General features: G+C 64.1%; 16 protein-coding genes. 8 read left to right on the forward strand and 8 right to left on the reverse strand.

Annotated features, from left to right (window positions below):
* Positions 1-32 precede the first annotated feature (32 nt).
* On the reverse strand, positions 33-1,178 hold the full coding sequence (locus K3148_RS12155; protein WP_247711576.1) for a penicillin-binding protein activator: 1,146 nt from the start codon (positions 1,176-1,178) through the stop codon (positions 33-35).
* A gap of 38 nt (positions 1,179-1,216) precedes the next feature.
* Here K3148_RS12155 and rsmI point away from each other — a divergent pair, with 38 nt between their 5' ends.
* Genes rsmI through gshB form a run of 3 tightly spaced genes read left to right on the forward strand, consistent with a single transcriptional unit; the run spans position 1,217 to position 3,397 of the window.
* The gene (gene rsmI / locus K3148_RS12160; protein ID WP_221425028.1) at positions 1,217-2,071 is read left to right on the forward strand and encodes a 16S rRNA (cytidine(1402)-2'-O)-methyltransferase; all 855 of its coding nucleotides are present in this window, start codon (positions 1,217-1,219) and stop codon (positions 2,069-2,071) included.
* The gene (locus K3148_RS12165) at positions 2,068-2,418 is read left to right on the forward strand and encodes a YraN family protein (RefSeq protein ID WP_221425029.1); all 351 of its coding nucleotides are present in this window, start codon (positions 2,068-2,070) and stop codon (positions 2,416-2,418) included. Before rsmI ends, K3148_RS12165 begins: the two co-directional genes overlap by 4 nt.
* Positions 2,419-2,428: 10 nt before the next feature.
* Complete coding sequence (gshB, locus tag K3148_RS12170; protein ID WP_221425030.1) at positions 2,429-3,397, forward strand: glutathione synthase; 969 nt, start codon at positions 2,429-2,431, stop codon at positions 3,395-3,397.
* Here the strand turns inward: gshB and K3148_RS12175 are convergent, their stop codons facing one another.
* Together K3148_RS12175 and hemW are read right to left on the reverse strand one after the other, a co-directional pair.
* Positions 3,398-4,297 (reverse strand): tyrosine recombinase XerC, encoded by a 900-nt coding sequence (locus tag K3148_RS12175; RefSeq protein WP_221425031.1) that lies wholly within the window; start codon positions 4,295-4,297, stop codon positions 3,398-3,400. It abuts the gene before it with no gap.
* Positions 4,294-5,448, reverse strand: a complete 1,155-nt coding sequence (gene hemW, locus K3148_RS12180) for a radical SAM family heme chaperone HemW (protein ID WP_221425032.1) — start codon at positions 5,446-5,448, stop codon at positions 4,294-4,296. Before hemW ends, K3148_RS12175 begins: the two co-directional genes overlap by 4 nt.
* A 47-nt stretch (positions 5,449-5,495) precedes the next feature.
* Here hemW and K3148_RS12185 point away from each other — a divergent pair, with 47 nt between their 5' ends.
* Complete coding sequence (locus K3148_RS12185) at positions 5,496-6,077, forward strand: CAP domain-containing protein (RefSeq protein ID WP_221425033.1); 582 nt, start codon at positions 5,496-5,498, stop codon at positions 6,075-6,077.
* Here the strand turns inward: K3148_RS12185 and rdgB are convergent, their stop codons facing one another.
* Together rdgB and rph are read right to left on the reverse strand one after the other, a co-directional pair.
* The gene (gene rdgB / locus K3148_RS12190) at positions 6,078-6,704 is read right to left on the reverse strand and encodes an RdgB/HAM1 family non-canonical purine NTP pyrophosphatase (protein WP_221425034.1); all 627 of its coding nucleotides are present in this window, start codon (positions 6,702-6,704) and stop codon (positions 6,078-6,080) included.
* Positions 6,701-7,417 (reverse strand): ribonuclease PH, encoded by a 717-nt coding sequence (gene rph, locus K3148_RS12195; protein ID WP_221425035.1) that lies wholly within the window; start codon positions 7,415-7,417, stop codon positions 6,701-6,703. Before rph ends, rdgB begins: the two co-directional genes overlap by 4 nt.
* Positions 7,418-7,569: 152 nt before the next feature.
* Here rph and hrcA point away from each other — a divergent pair, with 152 nt between their 5' ends.
* From hrcA to K3148_RS12210, 3 genes are read left to right on the forward strand one after another with little or no spacing between them, the layout of a single operon-like run.
* A complete protein-coding gene (gene hrcA, locus K3148_RS12200; RefSeq protein WP_221425036.1) occupies positions 7,570-8,628 on the forward strand; it encodes a heat-inducible transcriptional repressor HrcA in 1,059 nt (352 codons plus the stop codon).
* Between the two features lie 13 nt (positions 8,629-8,641).
* Entirely contained in the window at positions 8,642-9,244 is a 603-nt protein-coding gene (gene grpE / locus K3148_RS12205; protein WP_221425037.1) for a nucleotide exchange factor GrpE, read from the forward strand.
* Between the two features lie 25 nt (positions 9,245-9,269).
* Entirely contained in the window at positions 9,270-11,021 is a 1,752-nt protein-coding gene (locus K3148_RS12210; RefSeq protein WP_247711577.1) for a DUF885 domain-containing protein, read from the forward strand.
* Positions 11,022-11,042: 21 nt separating this feature from the next.
* Here K3148_RS12210 and K3148_RS12215 read toward each other — a convergent pair whose 3' ends face one another.
* From K3148_RS12215 to K3148_RS12225, 3 genes are all read right to left on the reverse strand, one after another.
* Positions 11,043-12,209, reverse strand: a complete 1,167-nt coding sequence (locus K3148_RS12215) for an indoleamine 2,3-dioxygenase (RefSeq protein WP_221425038.1) — start codon at positions 12,207-12,209, stop codon at positions 11,043-11,045.
* 115 nt (positions 12,210-12,324) lie between these two features.
* Complete coding sequence (locus tag K3148_RS12220; protein WP_221425039.1) at positions 12,325-12,798, reverse strand: vgr related protein; 474 nt, start codon at positions 12,796-12,798, stop codon at positions 12,325-12,327.
* A gap of 62 nt (positions 12,799-12,860) precedes the next feature.
* Positions 12,861-13,346 carry a copper chaperone PCu(A)C gene (locus tag K3148_RS12225; protein ID WP_221425040.1) on the reverse strand — a complete coding sequence of 162 codons (486 nt, stop codon included), beginning with the start codon at positions 13,344-13,346 and terminating at the stop codon, positions 12,861-12,863.
* A gap of 177 nt (positions 13,347-13,523) precedes the next feature.
* Here K3148_RS12225 and dnaK point away from each other — a divergent pair, with 177 nt between their 5' ends.
* Positions 13,524-15,455, forward strand: coding sequence for a molecular chaperone DnaK (dnaK, locus tag K3148_RS12230; protein ID WP_221425041.1), 1,932 nt, complete (start codon positions 13,524-13,526; stop codon positions 15,453-15,455).
* The last annotated feature ends 18 nt before the right edge of the window (positions 15,456-15,473 follow it).

Here is a 15,473-nt window from a genome sequence, read left to right on the forward strand (position 1 = left end):
CCGGCAAGAAGGGCGGCGAGGTTATCCGCCTGTCAGAAGCCCCGCGGAGCCGCTGCGACCACGTCGACATCGCCATTCCCCACGCGGCGCACTTCCATCGCGCGCTCGACGACGCCGTTGCGCTGGAAGCGGAACGGTCCGTCCATCCCGTCGAACCCGCCCGACTGGAACAGGACATCGGTGGGGAAGGGGCGACCAAAACGCCAGTCACGCGCCGCGCGCAACGTCAGCAGGACCGCGTCGTAGCCAAGCGTGGCGACCCGGTATGGCTGGCCGCCGAAGCGTTCTTCGTAGCTGCGCACAAACCCGGCGTAGCGCGCATCGCTGACGGCCGAGAAGATCGCGCCGCGCAGGGCCGAGGAGCGCAGGACAGCGCTATCCCCACTCCACCGGTCGGTGCCGAGAATCTGCAATCCGTCGAACTTCACCGCTTCCCCGCCACGGATCGAGGCCGTGCCGCCATCGGCAATCAGGACCGCGTCGAAGCCGCCCCGTTGGCGCAGGCGGCCGCCGGCGCTGACGACGGAGGTGTTGGTGCGGGCGTAGCGTTCGCTCGCCACCAGGCTCCCGCCGTGGGCGGAGAGCGCGGAACGCAGCGCCGCTTCGGCGCGGTTTCCGTAGTCGCCGTCCGGCGCGAGGATCGCGAAGCTGCGCGCACCCCCGTCACGGGCGTACTCGACACTACGCGATATAGACTGCTCGGGCACATGGCCCATCACGAACACGCCCGGTCCGGCCACGCTGGTATCGTTGGAGAAGCTGATGATCGGGACGTTTGCCGGTGCTGCTTCGGCGCGCACGGAAACGACATTGCTGCCAAGCAGCGGACCGAGGATGAGCTTGTTGCCATCGGCCAGTGCCGCGCGCGCCGCGGCCTGCGGACCCTGCGCGGTGTCATAGGTCGTGATACGCAGGTTGCTCGCCTCGGTATCGAGGATCGCCATGGTGGTGGCGTTGGCAATCGCCTGGCCGACTTCGCCGTTCTGGCCCGACAGCGGCACGAGCAGCGCCACGCGGTGCAGGCCCTGGTCCTGCGGCAGGCTGGTCGCGCTCGGTTCGGGCGTAGGCGTGCCCGTCGTCGGCGTATCGCCTCCCTTGGGAATGATCGAACAGCCCGAAAGCAGGACCGCGCCTGCGGCCATCATCATGTTGCGCCGGGTGACAAATGCTCGGTTCATTCTTGCCGCGTCCCTCGAATGTGGTTCATGGGGGGAGGGTGAGCGACAGCGCCCAACCTCTTCCTGACGGCCTTACACCCGGTCTTTACCTTGTTGCCACCCCTATCGGGAATCTCGGCGATATCACCCTACGGGCCGTGGACATCCTGTCACGCTGTGATGGCGTGGCGTGCGAGGATACGCGGGTGACGGGCAAGCTTTTGAAGCACCTCGGCATTTCCAAGCCGCTGTGGCGTTACGACGATCACAGCGAGCATCGCGACCGTGGCCGTCTGGTCGAATCGATGCGCACCCGTGCGGTGGCGCTGGTGAGCGATGCGGGCACCCCGATGATCTCCGATCCGGGCTACCGCCTGGTCAACGATTGCCGGGCCGAGGGGATACCCGTCACCAGCCTTCCGGGCGCGTGCGCTGCTGTGGTCGGCCTGACGCTGGCCGGGCTGCCGAACGACCGCTTCCTCTTTGCCGGTTTCCTCCCGGCCAAGGATAAGGCGCGGCGCGAGACGCTTGAGGAGCTCGGCGCCACAGATGCCACGCTGGTCTTCTACGAGACCGGGCCGCGCCTCCTCAAATCTCTGGCCACGCTCAAGGAGATCATGCCCGAGCGCGAGATAGCCGTCGCGCGCGAGCTTACCAAGCTGCACGAGGAATGCCGCCGGGGGCTCGCCGACGGGCTGATGGCCTATTACGACGCGCATCCGCCGAAGGGCGAGATCGTCCTGCTTGTCGGCCCGCCTGAAGAACACGCGCCGAGCGATGCCGATGCGGACACCATGCTGCGCGAGGCCATGCAGACGATGAAGGCCAGCCAGGCCGCCGCGAAAGTCTCCAAGGCGACAGGGCTCGACCGCAAGACGCTCTATGCCCGCGCGATGGAGATGAAATCGGAATGAAGCGCCAGCGGGCCGAACAAAGCGGTCGCGACGGCGAAACGCGCGCCGCGTTCTGGCTGAAGGCCAAGGGCTGGCAAATCCTCGATAGCCGCGTGAAGACTCCGGCGGGCGAAATCGACCTCGTCGCGAAACGCGGGAAACTGGTCGCTTTCGTCGAAGTAAAGTGGCGCAAAAAGCGCGAGGAACTCGACCACGCGATCGACCAGCGCCGGCTCGCCCGGGTCGCCGCGGCGAGCGAGGCGGTGGCGCATCGCTATGCGGGAGAGGGCGAAGATATTCGCGTCGACGTGATCCTCCTTGCGCCCGGCGCGTTCCCTCGCCACATCGCCAACGCCTGGCAGCCCTGAAGGAAGTTTCATGACCCTACGCGTCGCCGTCCAGATGGACCCGCTCGAAAGCATCAAGATCGCGGGCGACAGCAGTTTCGCGCTGATGCTGTCCGCGCAGGAGCGCGGGCACGAGGTCTGGCATTACGACGTCTCCAGCCTCGCGTGGCAGAGTGACGGCACGTCTGCCGGGAAGATCACGGCCCATGCCGCGCCGGTCACGGTGCAGCGGGTGGAGGGTGATCACTTCACCGCCGGGGAGCGCCGCCGGATCGACCTCGCTAGGGACATTGATGTCATCCTGATGCGGCAGGACCCACCGTTCCATCTCGGATATATCAGCGCCGCCTTCCTGCTCGACCGGTTGAAGGGCACGACACTGGTGATCAACGATCCGCGCGAGGTGGTGAACGCGCCGGAAAAGATGTTCGTGCTCGACTACGCGCGGTTCATGCCGCCGACGATGATCGCGCGTCATCTCGACGATCTGAAAGCCTTCCAGCAGGAACACGGTTCGGTCGTCATCAAGCCGCTTCACGGCAATGGCGGCAAGGCTATCTTCCGGCTCGACGCGGACGGGACCAATCTCTCCGCGCTGAGCGAAGTTTTCGACCTGACCTGGCCCGAACCGCACATGATTCAGCCCTTCCTTCCCGAGGTCTCCGAGGGCGACAAGCGGATCGTGCTGGTCGACGGTCATTTTGCAGGCGCAATCAACCGTTTCCCAGGCGAAGGTGAGTTTCGTTCGAACCTTGCGCAGGGCGGCCATGCGGAGTCGGCCACGCTGACGGCGCGCGAGGAGGAAATCTGCGCGGCGATGGGGCCGGAGCTCAAAAAGCGCGGCCTCGTTTTCGTGGGGATCGACGTCATCGGCGGGAAATGGCTGACTGAGATCAATGTGACCTCGCCCACCGGCATCGTCGCCATCGACAAGTTCAACGGCACCGACACGGCGGGGCTGATCTGGGACGCGATCGAGCGCCGTCACGCGGCCATGTAATCAGTCCTCACGCTCGCGCGGGTGGGCGTTGCGATAGGTATCGAGCAGGCTGGCGGCATCGACCTTGGTGTAAATTTGCGTTGAGCCGAGGCTGGCATGGCCGAGAAGTTCCTGCAGACTCCTGAGATCGGCTCCCGCTCCGAGCAAATGCGTGGCGAAGCTGTGCCGCAAGGCGTGGGGCGTTGCCGTATCGGGCAGGCCGAGGGCACGCCGGGCGCGGGCGGTCGCCTTTTGAACCACACCCTGTGACAGCACGCCGCCTTTGACGCCGCGAAACAGCGGGTCCTCCGATCCCAGCGGCCAGGGACATTGCTTGGCGTAAGTGGCGACCGCGTCGCGGACGAGCGGCAGGAGCGGGACGACGCGCTGCTTGTTGCCCTTGCCGGTAACGGTGAGCGTTTCGCACAGCGGCAGGTCGCTGCCCTTGAGCGACAGGGCCTCGGATATCCGCATGCCGGCTCCGTAAAGCAGCAGCAGCACCGCCCGGTCGCGCGCGCCGACCCAGCCGTCGGCAGCCAGTTCCTCGACCGTCTCGGCAAGGCCCATGGCATCATCGGGGGTGACGGGGCGCGGGAGGCCCTTCTTGAGGCGAGGCCCGCGCATCCTCGGTGCGTCGGTCTGCTCGTGGCCAGCCTGCGCGCGGGCAAAACCGATGAAGGATTTGAGCGCCGACAATTCCCGCGCGGCCGATGCGTTGGACAAGCCATCGCTGCGCCGCGAGGCGAGGTGGGTGCGGAGTTCGCCCGCCGAGAGTTCGGCGACTTGGTCGAATTCCTGGAGGTCGAGGCGGGAAAGCAACCGCTCGGCCGCCTTGTGATAGGCGCGGACCGTGTGCGGCGAGCGGCGCAGGCCGAGCGCCAGATGATCGTGCCACGCGCCGAGGACGTCCTGACGGCTCAAGGGCTGACCAGTTCCGCCGGGACGATTTCTCCGAGCAGGGCATCGAGCAGAGGCATACCGGCGTCGGTGACGAACAGGCGCTCGCCCTCCATCCAGACGAGGTCGAGATCGCCGTACAGCGCCAGCTTGGCAGGTTCGACAAGCTGCGCCCGTTCGACCCCGAAGCGATCCTGCAATTCGCGCAGGTCCACGCCCTCTGTCAGGCGTAGGCCCATGAGCATCGCCTCGCTCGCCTGTTCGCGCAGTCCCAGCACGCGATGCTCGGCAATCCCGTCGCCCTGCGCGGTGACTGCGGCGAGGAAGTTCTCCGGCTTCTTGTGCCGCGTCGTCGCCACGCCCCCGCGACGCCCATGCGCGCCGGGTCCGATGCCGTGGTAATCGCGATAGCGCCAGTAGGTGAGATTGTGGCGGCTTTCTTCGCCCGGCCGCGCATGGTTGCTGATCTCATAGGCGGGCACGCCGGCTGCGGCGGTCATCTCGCGGGTGAGAGCGAAGAGATCGGCCGCCGGATCGTCGTCCAGAGGATCGAACACTCCGCGCCGGACATCTGTCGCGAAACGGGTCGAGGGTTCGATGGCCAGCTGGTAGAGCGAGAGGTGCGAGGTGCCGAGCGCGAGGGCTTCGGACAATTCCTGACGCCATTCGTCCTCGGTCTGGTCGGGACGCGCGTAGATAAGGTCGATCGACACGCGCTCGAACAGCTTCTGCGCCGTCTCGGTCGCTTTCAGCGCCTCCTCGACACCGTGTAGTCGCCCGAGGAATTTGAGCACATCGTCCCGCAGCGATTGCACGCCCAGCGAGACGCGGTTGATCCCCGCACCCGCCAGATCGGCGAAATTGGCCGCTTCGACCGAAGAAGGATTGCCTTCGAGCGTGATCTCGATGTCCTCGGCAAAGCCCCACAGACGCTCGGCCTCGCGCAGCAGTGACGCCACCAGCGCAGGCGCCATGAGCGAGGGCGTTCCTCCACCAAAAAAGATACTTACGAGCGGTTCTTCGCTTTTCGTCGCAGCAAATTCCGCACGCATATCGGCGAGCAGGGCGGTCTCCCAAGCGGCCATATCAGTGCGCTCGCGCACATGGCTGTTGAAGTCGCAATAGGGGCATTTCGCGAGGCAAAAAGGCCAGTGGATGTAGAGCGAACGGGCCAAGGGGTGCCTTCACGTCAAATTAAGCAGGACCACGCCAGAAAAGCGGCATGGACGGGTCAAAAATCATCATCGCGGCAGGCGCCGCCATCGCTGCGCTATGTGCCACGGGAATTGCTGTGGCCGCAAGCGCGAGGGAAAGCGCGTCACCGGCGCAATATCGGGCGCAGGAACGCTATGACAACCGCATGAGCGACCGCCTCGCCGTGCGGATGCTCGACGCCCACAACCGCGAGCGCGAGCGGCTCGGCCTCCCGCGCCTCAAGTGGAACCGCGCGCTCGAGCATGAGGCGAAGCAATGGGGCCACGAGCTGGCTCGCAAAGGGCGGCTCGAACACGCCGACCTGCGGACGCGTAATTCCACCGGCGAGAACCTCTGGATGGGTAGCCAGGGCCAGTGGGATGTGATCGTCGGGCTCGACATGATGATCGACGAGAAGAAGCACTACACCCACGGCAATTTCCCCGAGATCTCGCGCACCGGGAAATGGGCCGACGTGGCGCACTACACCCAAATCGTGTGGCGCGACACGAAGGAAGTCGGCTGCTCTGTGGTCAACGACCGCGGGTGGGACGTGCTGGTCTGCCGCTACTGGCCGGCCGGCAACGTCTGGGGTCAAAAAGCTTACTAACTAGCCGAACTGCTCGGCGACCAGCTTGGCAAAGGCATCGGCCCGGTGGCTGATGGCGTGCTTCTCTTCCGGTGCGATCTCGGCGAAGGTTTGTTCGCGGCCCTTGGGCATGAACACAGGGTCGTAGCCGAAGCCCAACTCTCCGCGCGGCGGCCAGGTCAGCGTGCCGGGCGCGGTCCCTTCATAAACGGCCTGCTCGCCATCCGGCCATGCTAGCGCAAGCACGCAGTGGAAGGCGCAGGAGCGGTCGACATCGGCGCCCTTCTGCTGAAGCATCCCTTCGACCTTGCCCATGGCCATATACCAGTCACGGCCCGGCTCGCCCTCGAAATGCTGCCGCTCCGCCCAGTCGGCGGTGTAGACACCGGGTCGACCATCGAGCGCATCGACCGACAAACCGCTGTCGTCGGCAAGGGCCGGAAGGCCCGAGGCTTCCGCCGCAGCCCGCGCTTTCAAGAGCGCGTTCTGGACGAAGGTTGTCCCGGTTTCCGGCGGTTCGGGCAGGCCCAGCGAGCCGGCAGAGATGCACTTCACCCCGTACGGAGCGAGAAGCGCGGAAATCTCCTTCAGCTTGCCTGCGTTGTGCGTGGCAATCACAAGGCTGCCCGAACTGATGCGGCGTGTCATTTGCGCGTGGCCTCGTCCTGCGCGCGGAAAATGTCCGCACAACCCATCTGGGCGAGGCGGAGGAGGCGGAGAAAAGCTTCCTCGTCATAGGGCGCGCCCTCGGCGGTGGCTTGTGCCTCCGCGATCTTGCCGCCTTCGATCAGCACGAAGTTCGCATCCGCATCGGCATTGCTGTCTTCGGGATAGTCGAGGTCGAGCACAGGCGTGCCCTTATAGATGCCGCAGGACACGGCAGCGACCTTGGCGGTGATCGGGTCTTCCACGATGTCGCCCGACTTCATCAACTCGTTGACGGCAAGGCGCAGCGCGACCCAGGCGCCCGATATCGAGGCCGTCCGCGTGCCGCCATCGGCCTGGATGACGTCGCAATCAAGCGTGATCTGGCGTTCGCCGAGCTTCTTGTGATCGACCACGGCGCGCAAGCTCCGCCCGATAAGGCGCTGGATTTCCTGCGTTCTTCCGCTCTGCTTGCCCTTGGCAGCCTCGCGCTGGCCGCGGGTGTGCGTGGCGCGCGGGAGCATCGAGTATTCGCCCGTGACCCAGCCTTCGCCCTTGCCGCGAAGCCACGGTGGGATGCGTTCTTCGACGCTTGCCGTGCACAGCACCTTGGTCTCGCCGAAGCTGATCAGGCAGCTGCCCTCGGCGTGCTTGGTGTAACCGGTTTCGATGGTGATGGCGCGCATTTCATCGGGCGCGCGTCCTGAAGGTCGCATGGGATTCTCCTGTCACCCCCGACCGCTCAGCCTGAGCCTGTCGAAGGGTCGTACTGTTTTTGTGAGCACTCGCTAGAAGAAAGTGCGGCACTTCGACAAGCTCAGTGCGAACGGAAATTGAGATTGTCGACGACTGTGCTTAGGTGGTTTTCATGAATTCCCCACCGCTCACCGATCTGTCCGACCGCGCTCGCGAGATTTTCCGGCTTGTGGTCGAAGGCTATCTGGAGAGCGGGTCTCCCGTCGGGTCGAAAGCTCTGGCGGGGCCGAAAGAAGATGGAGGCGGCGGGGTAAACCTGTCGCCCGCTTCCATCCGCTCGGTGTTGGCGGAGCTGGAACAGCGCGGCCTCCTTGCTGCCCCGCACACCAGCGCGGGCCGGATGCCGACCGACAGCGGACTGCGCCTCTTCGTCGATGCGATGATGCAGGTGGCCGAACCGTCGGCGGAAGAACGAGCCGCGATCGAGCAGCGGATCGCGCAGCCCGGACCGATCGAGCGCGCTCTGGAGCAGACCAGTGCCTTGCTATCCGATCTTTCGGGCGCAGCGGGCATGGTGATGGTACCGCGCCGCGAACCACGCCTAGCGCAGGTTTCGCTCACCGCGCTCGACGCCAACCGCGTGCTCGCCGTGCTGGTGGGCGAGGACGGGCAGGTCGAGAATCGAATCCTCGCGCTGCCCGCCGAAGCGCTGGGAACCTCGCTCGAACAGGCGAGCAATTTCCTCACCGCCAAGGCCGCCGGACGCACGCTGGCCGAGGCAGCGGCCTTGGTCGAGCGCGAGATTGCAAGCGAGCGAAGCGCGCTCGACGAAGCCAGCCGCGATATTGTTGCGCGCGGTATCGCCATGTGGTCCGAGGACGCTTCGCATCGCCCGGTGCTCATCGTGCGGGGGCAGGCGAACCTGCTCGACGAAAGCGCGCTCGCCGATATCGACCGGGTACGCTCGCTGCTCGACGACCTTGAAAACAAGCAATCGGTCGCGACCCTGCTTGAAAACGCGCGCGAAGCGGAAGCCATGCGCATATTCATTGGCAGCGAGAACCGGCTGTTCTCGCTCTCCGGCTCGTCAGTGATCGCCGCGCCCTATCGCGACGCGCAGGGAAAGGTGGTCGGTGTGCTCGGCGTGATTGGCCCCACGCGGTTGAATTACGCGCGCGTCGTCCCCATGGTGGATTTCACGGCCCGATCCTTGGGCAAGAGAATAGGCTGACAGGGTTTTTCAAGTGACCAATGAGAACACGAACGAACCGCAGGACAAGGCGGTCGATGAAGAAGTAGCGCGCGAGATGGAAGGCGTGCCCGAGCATCTGCGCGACGATGGCGGCGAGGATGAAGATGCCGCCGATGTGGCGCTCGACGATGCGCTCGCCAGCCTGCGCGGCGATCTCGAGAACGCGAAGCAGGAAGTGCTTTACGCCCGTGCCGAAACGCAGAACGTGCGCCGCCGCATGGAAAAGGACGTGCAGGACGCGCGCAATTACGCCGCGACCGGTTTCGCCCGCGATATCCTGAGCGTGGCGGATAATCTCTGCCGTGCGCTCGACGCCATTCCCGCCGAGCAGCGCGAAGACGAGAAGCTGAAAGGCTTCATCGCCGGTATCGAAGCGACCCAGCGCGAGCTGGAAAAGGTGTTCAACCAGAACGGCATCACGCGCATCGCCGCCAAGGGTATGCCTCTGGACCCCAACCAGCACCAGGCAATGATGGAAATCCCGACCGCAGACGCGGAGCCGGGGACCATCGTGCAGGAAATGCAGGCCGGCTACATGATCAAGGATCGCCTCCTGCGTCCGGCCATGGTCGGCGTGGCCAAGAAGCCGGACTGATATTCACGACATCGGGAGAGAGACGATGAGGACTGCCCTTTTGACGAGTGCGGTCCTTGCCGCCTCTGCCTTGGCCATGCCGCTCGCCGCGCAGGACAGCGCGGACGAGCGGGTGATGGCGCTCGCCGACGAGTATTACGACTACAATCTCGCCGAATACGGCATGACCGAGACCGAGAGCGGCAGCACCGAATGGGGCGACCGTTTGTGGAGCGTGACGCCCGAGGCGCAGCGTGAGCGTGCGCTCCGCTATGCCGATATTCTCGACCGCCTTGAGGGAGTGGACCGCAGCGGGCTGTCCGAAGAGGCACGGACCAATGCGCTGGTGCTCCAGACCTTGCTGGAAAGCGACATTGGCGACGCTCGTTTCGACGAGTGGCAAATGCCTTTCGACAGCGACAGCAATTTCTGGTCCTACCTCGCCGGGCGCAGTGCGTTTTCGACCGTCGAGGATTACGAGAACTACATCGGCCGGATGCGCGATTTGCCGCGTTATTTCGCCGAGCAGACTACTAACGCGAAAATCGGTCTTGCACGCGGGTTCAGCGTGCCGCGTGTCACACTCGAAGGGCGCGATGCATCGATCGAGGCGTATGTCGTCGACGCCCCCGAGATGAGCCCCTTTTGGGCGCCGTTCGACCAGATGCCGGAGCGTTTCTCTGAAGAGGACAAGGCCCGGCTGACAGCGGCAGGCAAGGCCGCCATCGCCGAGAGCGTGACACCCGCTTATCGCGACCTGCTCGACTTCTTCCGCAACACCTACTTGCCGCAGACCCGCACCACGCTAGGGGCCAGCGAATTTCCCGAAGGCGAGGCCTATTACGCCCAACAGATCCGCCAATACACCACGCTCGACCTGAATGCCGAAGAGATCCACCGGATCGGGCTTGAAGAGGTCGCGCGCATTACGGCCGAGATGGAAAAGGCAAAGGGCGAGGCAGACTTCACCGGCTCGCTCGCCGAGTTTATCACCTTCCTGCGCACCGACGCGCAATTCGTTGCCGATACGCCCGACGAGCTGATGGGCGTGGCCGCCTACACCTCCAAGCGTGTGGACGACAAGCTGGGCGAATTTTTCGGCTTCCTCCCGCGCTATCGCCATGGCCTTCGCCCCGTCGATCCGGCCATTGCGCCATTCTACACCGCAGGGCGCGGAGGGCTGGAGTATTGCCAGATCAACACGCACGACCTGCCGTCGCGCCCGGTCTACAACATCCCCGCGCTCACCATGCATGAATGCGCGCCCGGCCATTCCTTCCAGGCGGCCATTGCGCTCGAACGGGATGACGCACCGCGCTTCCGCCGCCAGACCTATTTCTCCGGCTTCGGGGAGGGGTGGGGGCTCTACACCGAATATCTCGGCAACGAGATGGGCATTTATCGCACGCCTTACGAACGCTTCGGACAGCTATCCTACGAGATGTGGCGGGCGGCGCGGCTCGTGATCGACACCGGCATCCACCACTATGGCTGGAGCCGCGAGCAGGCAGTCGATTACCTGTCGAGCCACACGGCGCTATCCGACCGCGAGGTCGGGACCGAGATCGACCGCTATATCAGCTGGCCAGGGCAGGCGCTGGCCTACAAGCTGGGCGAAATGACTATCCGCCGCGTTCGCGAAAAGGCCGAAAAGGCGCTTGGCGAGGATTTCGATATCCGCAAATTCCACGATGTGGTGCTCTCGCTCGGCTCGGTGCCGCTGCCGGCCCTCGAAGAGCGGATCGACGCCTTCATCGCCGATGGCGGGCAAGGCCTGCCCGGAGTGACTTACGAATAAGCCACCCCGGACAGGACAGGATCAGGAAACCACCTGTGCGCGATTTTCGTCGCGGTGTTTCTTGAGGTATTTCATGAAGGGCGTGCCGCCGGTGCCGACATCGGGATCGTTGCCTGCGATCGAACCGGCCTGCTTGTTTATGTAGCTCGCCGCATATTCGAGATGCCGCGTGCGGAAGCGGGCCGACTGTTCGAGACAGGCGTTGAAGGCGTTCTTCAGCTCCTGGTTGTCGCTCGCGCTGACGAAATCGCGAAGCGTCGAATGCTTTGCGAGATCTTCGATAAAGCGGCGATGCTCGACCGGGCGGTACTGGTGCAATTCGTCGAGGAACTGGCGCAGCGGGTCGTCGCTATGGCCGACCTGGAACAGCGCATCCATCGCCGGGACGATGCTGGATTGCGAACCCGTCTGGCCGCGGAAGGCCTGCGGCTTGCCTTCGTACCGGTCCATCCCTTCGTAGATGAGGCCGCCACCTTCCAGCGCGGGGTTGTTTGCCCAGCCGTGAATGTAGGGGCGCACGCGGTGGAAATAGATATAGGGATCGCACTGCTCGGGCATCCGGGCGAAGTGCTCGTAGATACGCTCCCAGGCCTCGTCCATTTCCTTAAGCCGCCGGGTCGCCTCGACCTCGTCGCCATCCTTCGCCAGCGTCACCAGCCGCGCGGCGTTGTCGAGCAGCACACCCGCCTCGGCCTCGATCGCGACATGGACGAGCACGAACCAGTTCTCATCCGCTCCGCACAGGAAGTTCTGGTGCATGGCGATATTGTCGAGCGTGATCGGCCCCGACTTGTCGAGCCGGTACCAATTGTCGAGGACATAGCCGGAGTAGGGCAGCAGGGGCGCCTGCCCGAGCCGGTCGGCAAGCGCGCACATCGGGCGCGAGAGGTTTGCCGGGAGATGCCGGGGCGGGGTCGCCTCGCCCCAGACATAGGCTTGCACGAGGAAGGAATAATGCACCATGGCCGTGCGGACCTCTTCCTCCGCTGCCGTCTGCGCCCATTCGCCGATATCGGGATCGGGGAGGGCGTCGAGCCAGTGCCGCACGCGGCCTGAGGTCAGCAGTGCGGAGAGTTTTTCGGCGGCTTCGACAATCGGTGCGAAGCGTTCGGGAAGAGTGATTTCATCGATTTCGTAATGCGAAAGATAGCCGCGTTCGCGGCTCATACCGTAGTCTTTAAGCTCCATTTTGATGACTCATCGCCGGGCGCGGGTTGGGCCGCCCGGTCAACGCGTGCATTCGTATCCATTGTAACCGGTTGGCTCAAGCCAGAGTAGTGGAAAACTCCGCGATGACGTAAGGTCAGCCCGTCGCACCGGGAAAGCGGACGAGGAGGTCGTAGGCAGCCGGGTCGGATGCTCCGGCCAGCTTTACCCCGTTCCGAAGCCAGAACGCGTGTTTCACGATTTCGGCCTGTTGTTCGATCCCGTAGCGTTCGAGCGCCCAGCCGGGCTTGAGCGAGTAGTCATAGCGCGCCCACGGCATCCGGTGGGTGACGAGATACCACTGGCCCTTGGTCTGGACCTGCCAGACATGCACCAGCTCGTGGATCAACAAGCCTTGGCGCATTACGCCCTCGCGCGAGAAATCCTCGCAATAACTCTCTGAGTTTGGGTGAAAATGCAGGTGGCCGCGCGGGGCCATCGTGATCTTGCGGGGCTGAAACGGAAACCACTTCCGTCGCCGGATCGTGACACGCGGATAGTCGATCGCATCGCCGAAGACCGTGCGCGCAAGGGCGATTTCGCCCGGGGTGAGGGGCCGCTCTCCGCCCACCGGACAGGTGGACGGGACCGGCTCCTCGTGACTTTCGACCCCGAGCGTATCGCGAAGATCGTTCAGCGATCGTCCCCTGCCGCCTGGATTTCGGCGGTGAAGGTGTGGCGCTTGCCGCCAGCGGCCACCAGCGTGACCTCGGCTGTTCCGCCAGCGGTCATATCCTCCGCCAAGTCGAAGACCATGACATGCATGCCACCCGGCGCGAATTCGAGGCTTCCACCGGGTTGAATGGTCTGGGGATGTGCCTCACCCATGACCATCTTTTCGCCTTCCATCATCGACTGGTGGATTTCCGCGCGCCCTGCGCCCGTAACCTCGGCGTTGCGGAAGGTCACGCTGCGCTCGCCCGCATTGCCGAGATCGAAATAGACGGCAGCGGGATTGCCGCTGACAGGTGGGAGGACCAGCCGCGCGTTTGTGATCTCGATCCCGGCGATCGCGTTCGCGTCGACAGCCTCTGCGGGCTGCTCTGGCTCCCCACCGCAAGCGGCAAGCGGGATCGAGGCGCCGGCGAGCATCAGCGCGGCAATAATCGGTTTGTTCATGGCAATTTCCCTCCTGTGACAGGCGCAAAAAACTAGCGCAGGCCATCCCTTGTGCCAAGGAAAAGCGCTCCTATATCGCCCCTGTAATACACCGTTTTATCGAGCTGCCGACCGGTTTTGCCGTTCAAGGGAAACCAGCTGCGCAGCGTCCAATGACTTGAAACAGATGGGGAAACCATGAGCAAGATTATCGGTATCGACCTTGGCACCACCAATAGCTGCGTCGCCGTGATGGACGGCGGCAAGCCCAAGGTCATCGAAAACTCCGAAGGCGCGCGCACGACGCCCTCGATCACCGCGTTCACCAAGGATGGCGAGCGTCTGATCGGCCAGCCGGCCAAGCGCCAGGCGGTCACCAATCCGGACAACACCCTCTTCGCGATCAAGCGCCTCATTGGCCGCCGGTTCGACGACCCTATGACCAAGAAGGACATGGAGCTGGTCCCCTATGACATCGTCAAGGGTCCGAACGGCGACGCATGGGTCGAAGCTGCCGGCGAGAAGTACAGCCCCAGCCAGGTTTCGGCCTTCATCCTCCAGAAGATGAAGGAAACGGCCGAGGAATATCTTGGTGAAAAGGTTTCCAAGGCGGTCATCACCGTTCCGGCCTACTTCAACGACGCCCAGCGTCAGGCGACCAAGGATGCCGGCAAGATCGCTGGCCTCGAGGTCGAGCGCATCATCAACGAGCCGACCGCGGCGGCGCTGGCCTATGGTCTCGACAAGGACGACGGCAAGACCATCGCCGTTTACGACCTTGGCGGCGGTACTTTCGACGTCTCGATCCTCGAGATCGGTGACGGCGTGTTCGAAGTGAAGTCGACCAATGGCGACACCTTCCTCGGCGGTGAAGACTTCGACAGCGCGATCGTCGAATGGCTGGCCGACCAGTTCAAGAAGAAGGAAAACATGGACCTGCGGAGCGACAAGCTCGCGCTGCAGCGCCTCAAGGAAGCGGCCGAGAAGGCGAAGATCGAGCTCAGCTCGGCGCAGACCACGGAAGTGAACCTGCCTTTCATCACCGCGCGAATGGAAGGTGGCTCGTCCACCCCGCTGCACCTTGTGGAAACCATCAGCCGCTCGGACCTCGAAAAGATGGTCGGTGACCTCATCAAGCGCACGCTCGAGCCCTGCAAGAAGGCTCTCGCGGACGCAGGCATCGACAAGGGCGGCGTGGACGAGGTCATCCTCGTCGGCGGTATGACCCGTATGCCCAAGGTGCGCGAAGTCGTAGAAGAGTTCTTCGGCAAGAAGCCGCACACCGGCGTGAATCCCGATGAAGTCGTGGCCATGGGTGCTGCCATCCAGGCCGGCGTCCTCCAGGGCGACGTCAAGGACGTGCTGCTGCTCGACGTGACCCCGCTTTCGCTGGGTATCGAAACGCTCGGCGGCATTATGACCAAGATGATCGATCGCAACACGACGATCCCGACCAAAAAGAGCCAGACCTACTCGACTGCCGAGGACAACCAGCAGGCGGTGACGATCCGCGTGTTCCAGGGCGAGCGCGAAATGGCGAGCGACAACAAGCTGCTCGGCCAGTTCGACCTCGTCGGTATCCCGCCCGCACCGCGCGGCGTGCCGCAGATCGAAGTCACCTTCGACATCGACGCCAACGGCATTGTCAACGTGTCGGCCAAGGACAAGGGCACCGGCAAGGAACAGCAGATCCGCATCCAGGCATCGGGCGGCCTGTCCGACAGCGACATCGACCAGATGGTGCAGGACGCGGAAAAGTTCGCGGATGAGGACAAGAAGCGCCGCGAAAGCGCCGAAGCCCGTAACCAAGCCGACAGCCTCGTCCACGCGACCGAAAAGCAGCTCGAAGAGCATGGCGACAAGATCGACGCATCGCTGAAGAGCGAAGTGGAAGAGAAGGTCGCAGCGCTCAAGACCGCGCTCGAAGGCGACGATGCCGCTGACATCAACGCCAAGGCCCAGGACCTGTCGCAGAGCGCGATGAAGATGGGCCAGTCGATCTACGAGAAGGAGCAGGCGAACGCCGGTTCCGACGCTCCGGAAGGCGGCGACGCCGGTTCGGAAGCAGCTCAGGAGGAAGAGGTGGTCGACGCCGAATTCTCCGAAGTCGACGAAGACGCGAAGAACTGAGACGCCTGATGAGAACTC

The organism is Qipengyuania aurantiaca, assembly GCF_019711375.1.
GTDB lineage: Bacteria > Pseudomonadota > Alphaproteobacteria > Sphingomonadales > Sphingomonadaceae > Qipengyuania > Qipengyuania aurantiaca.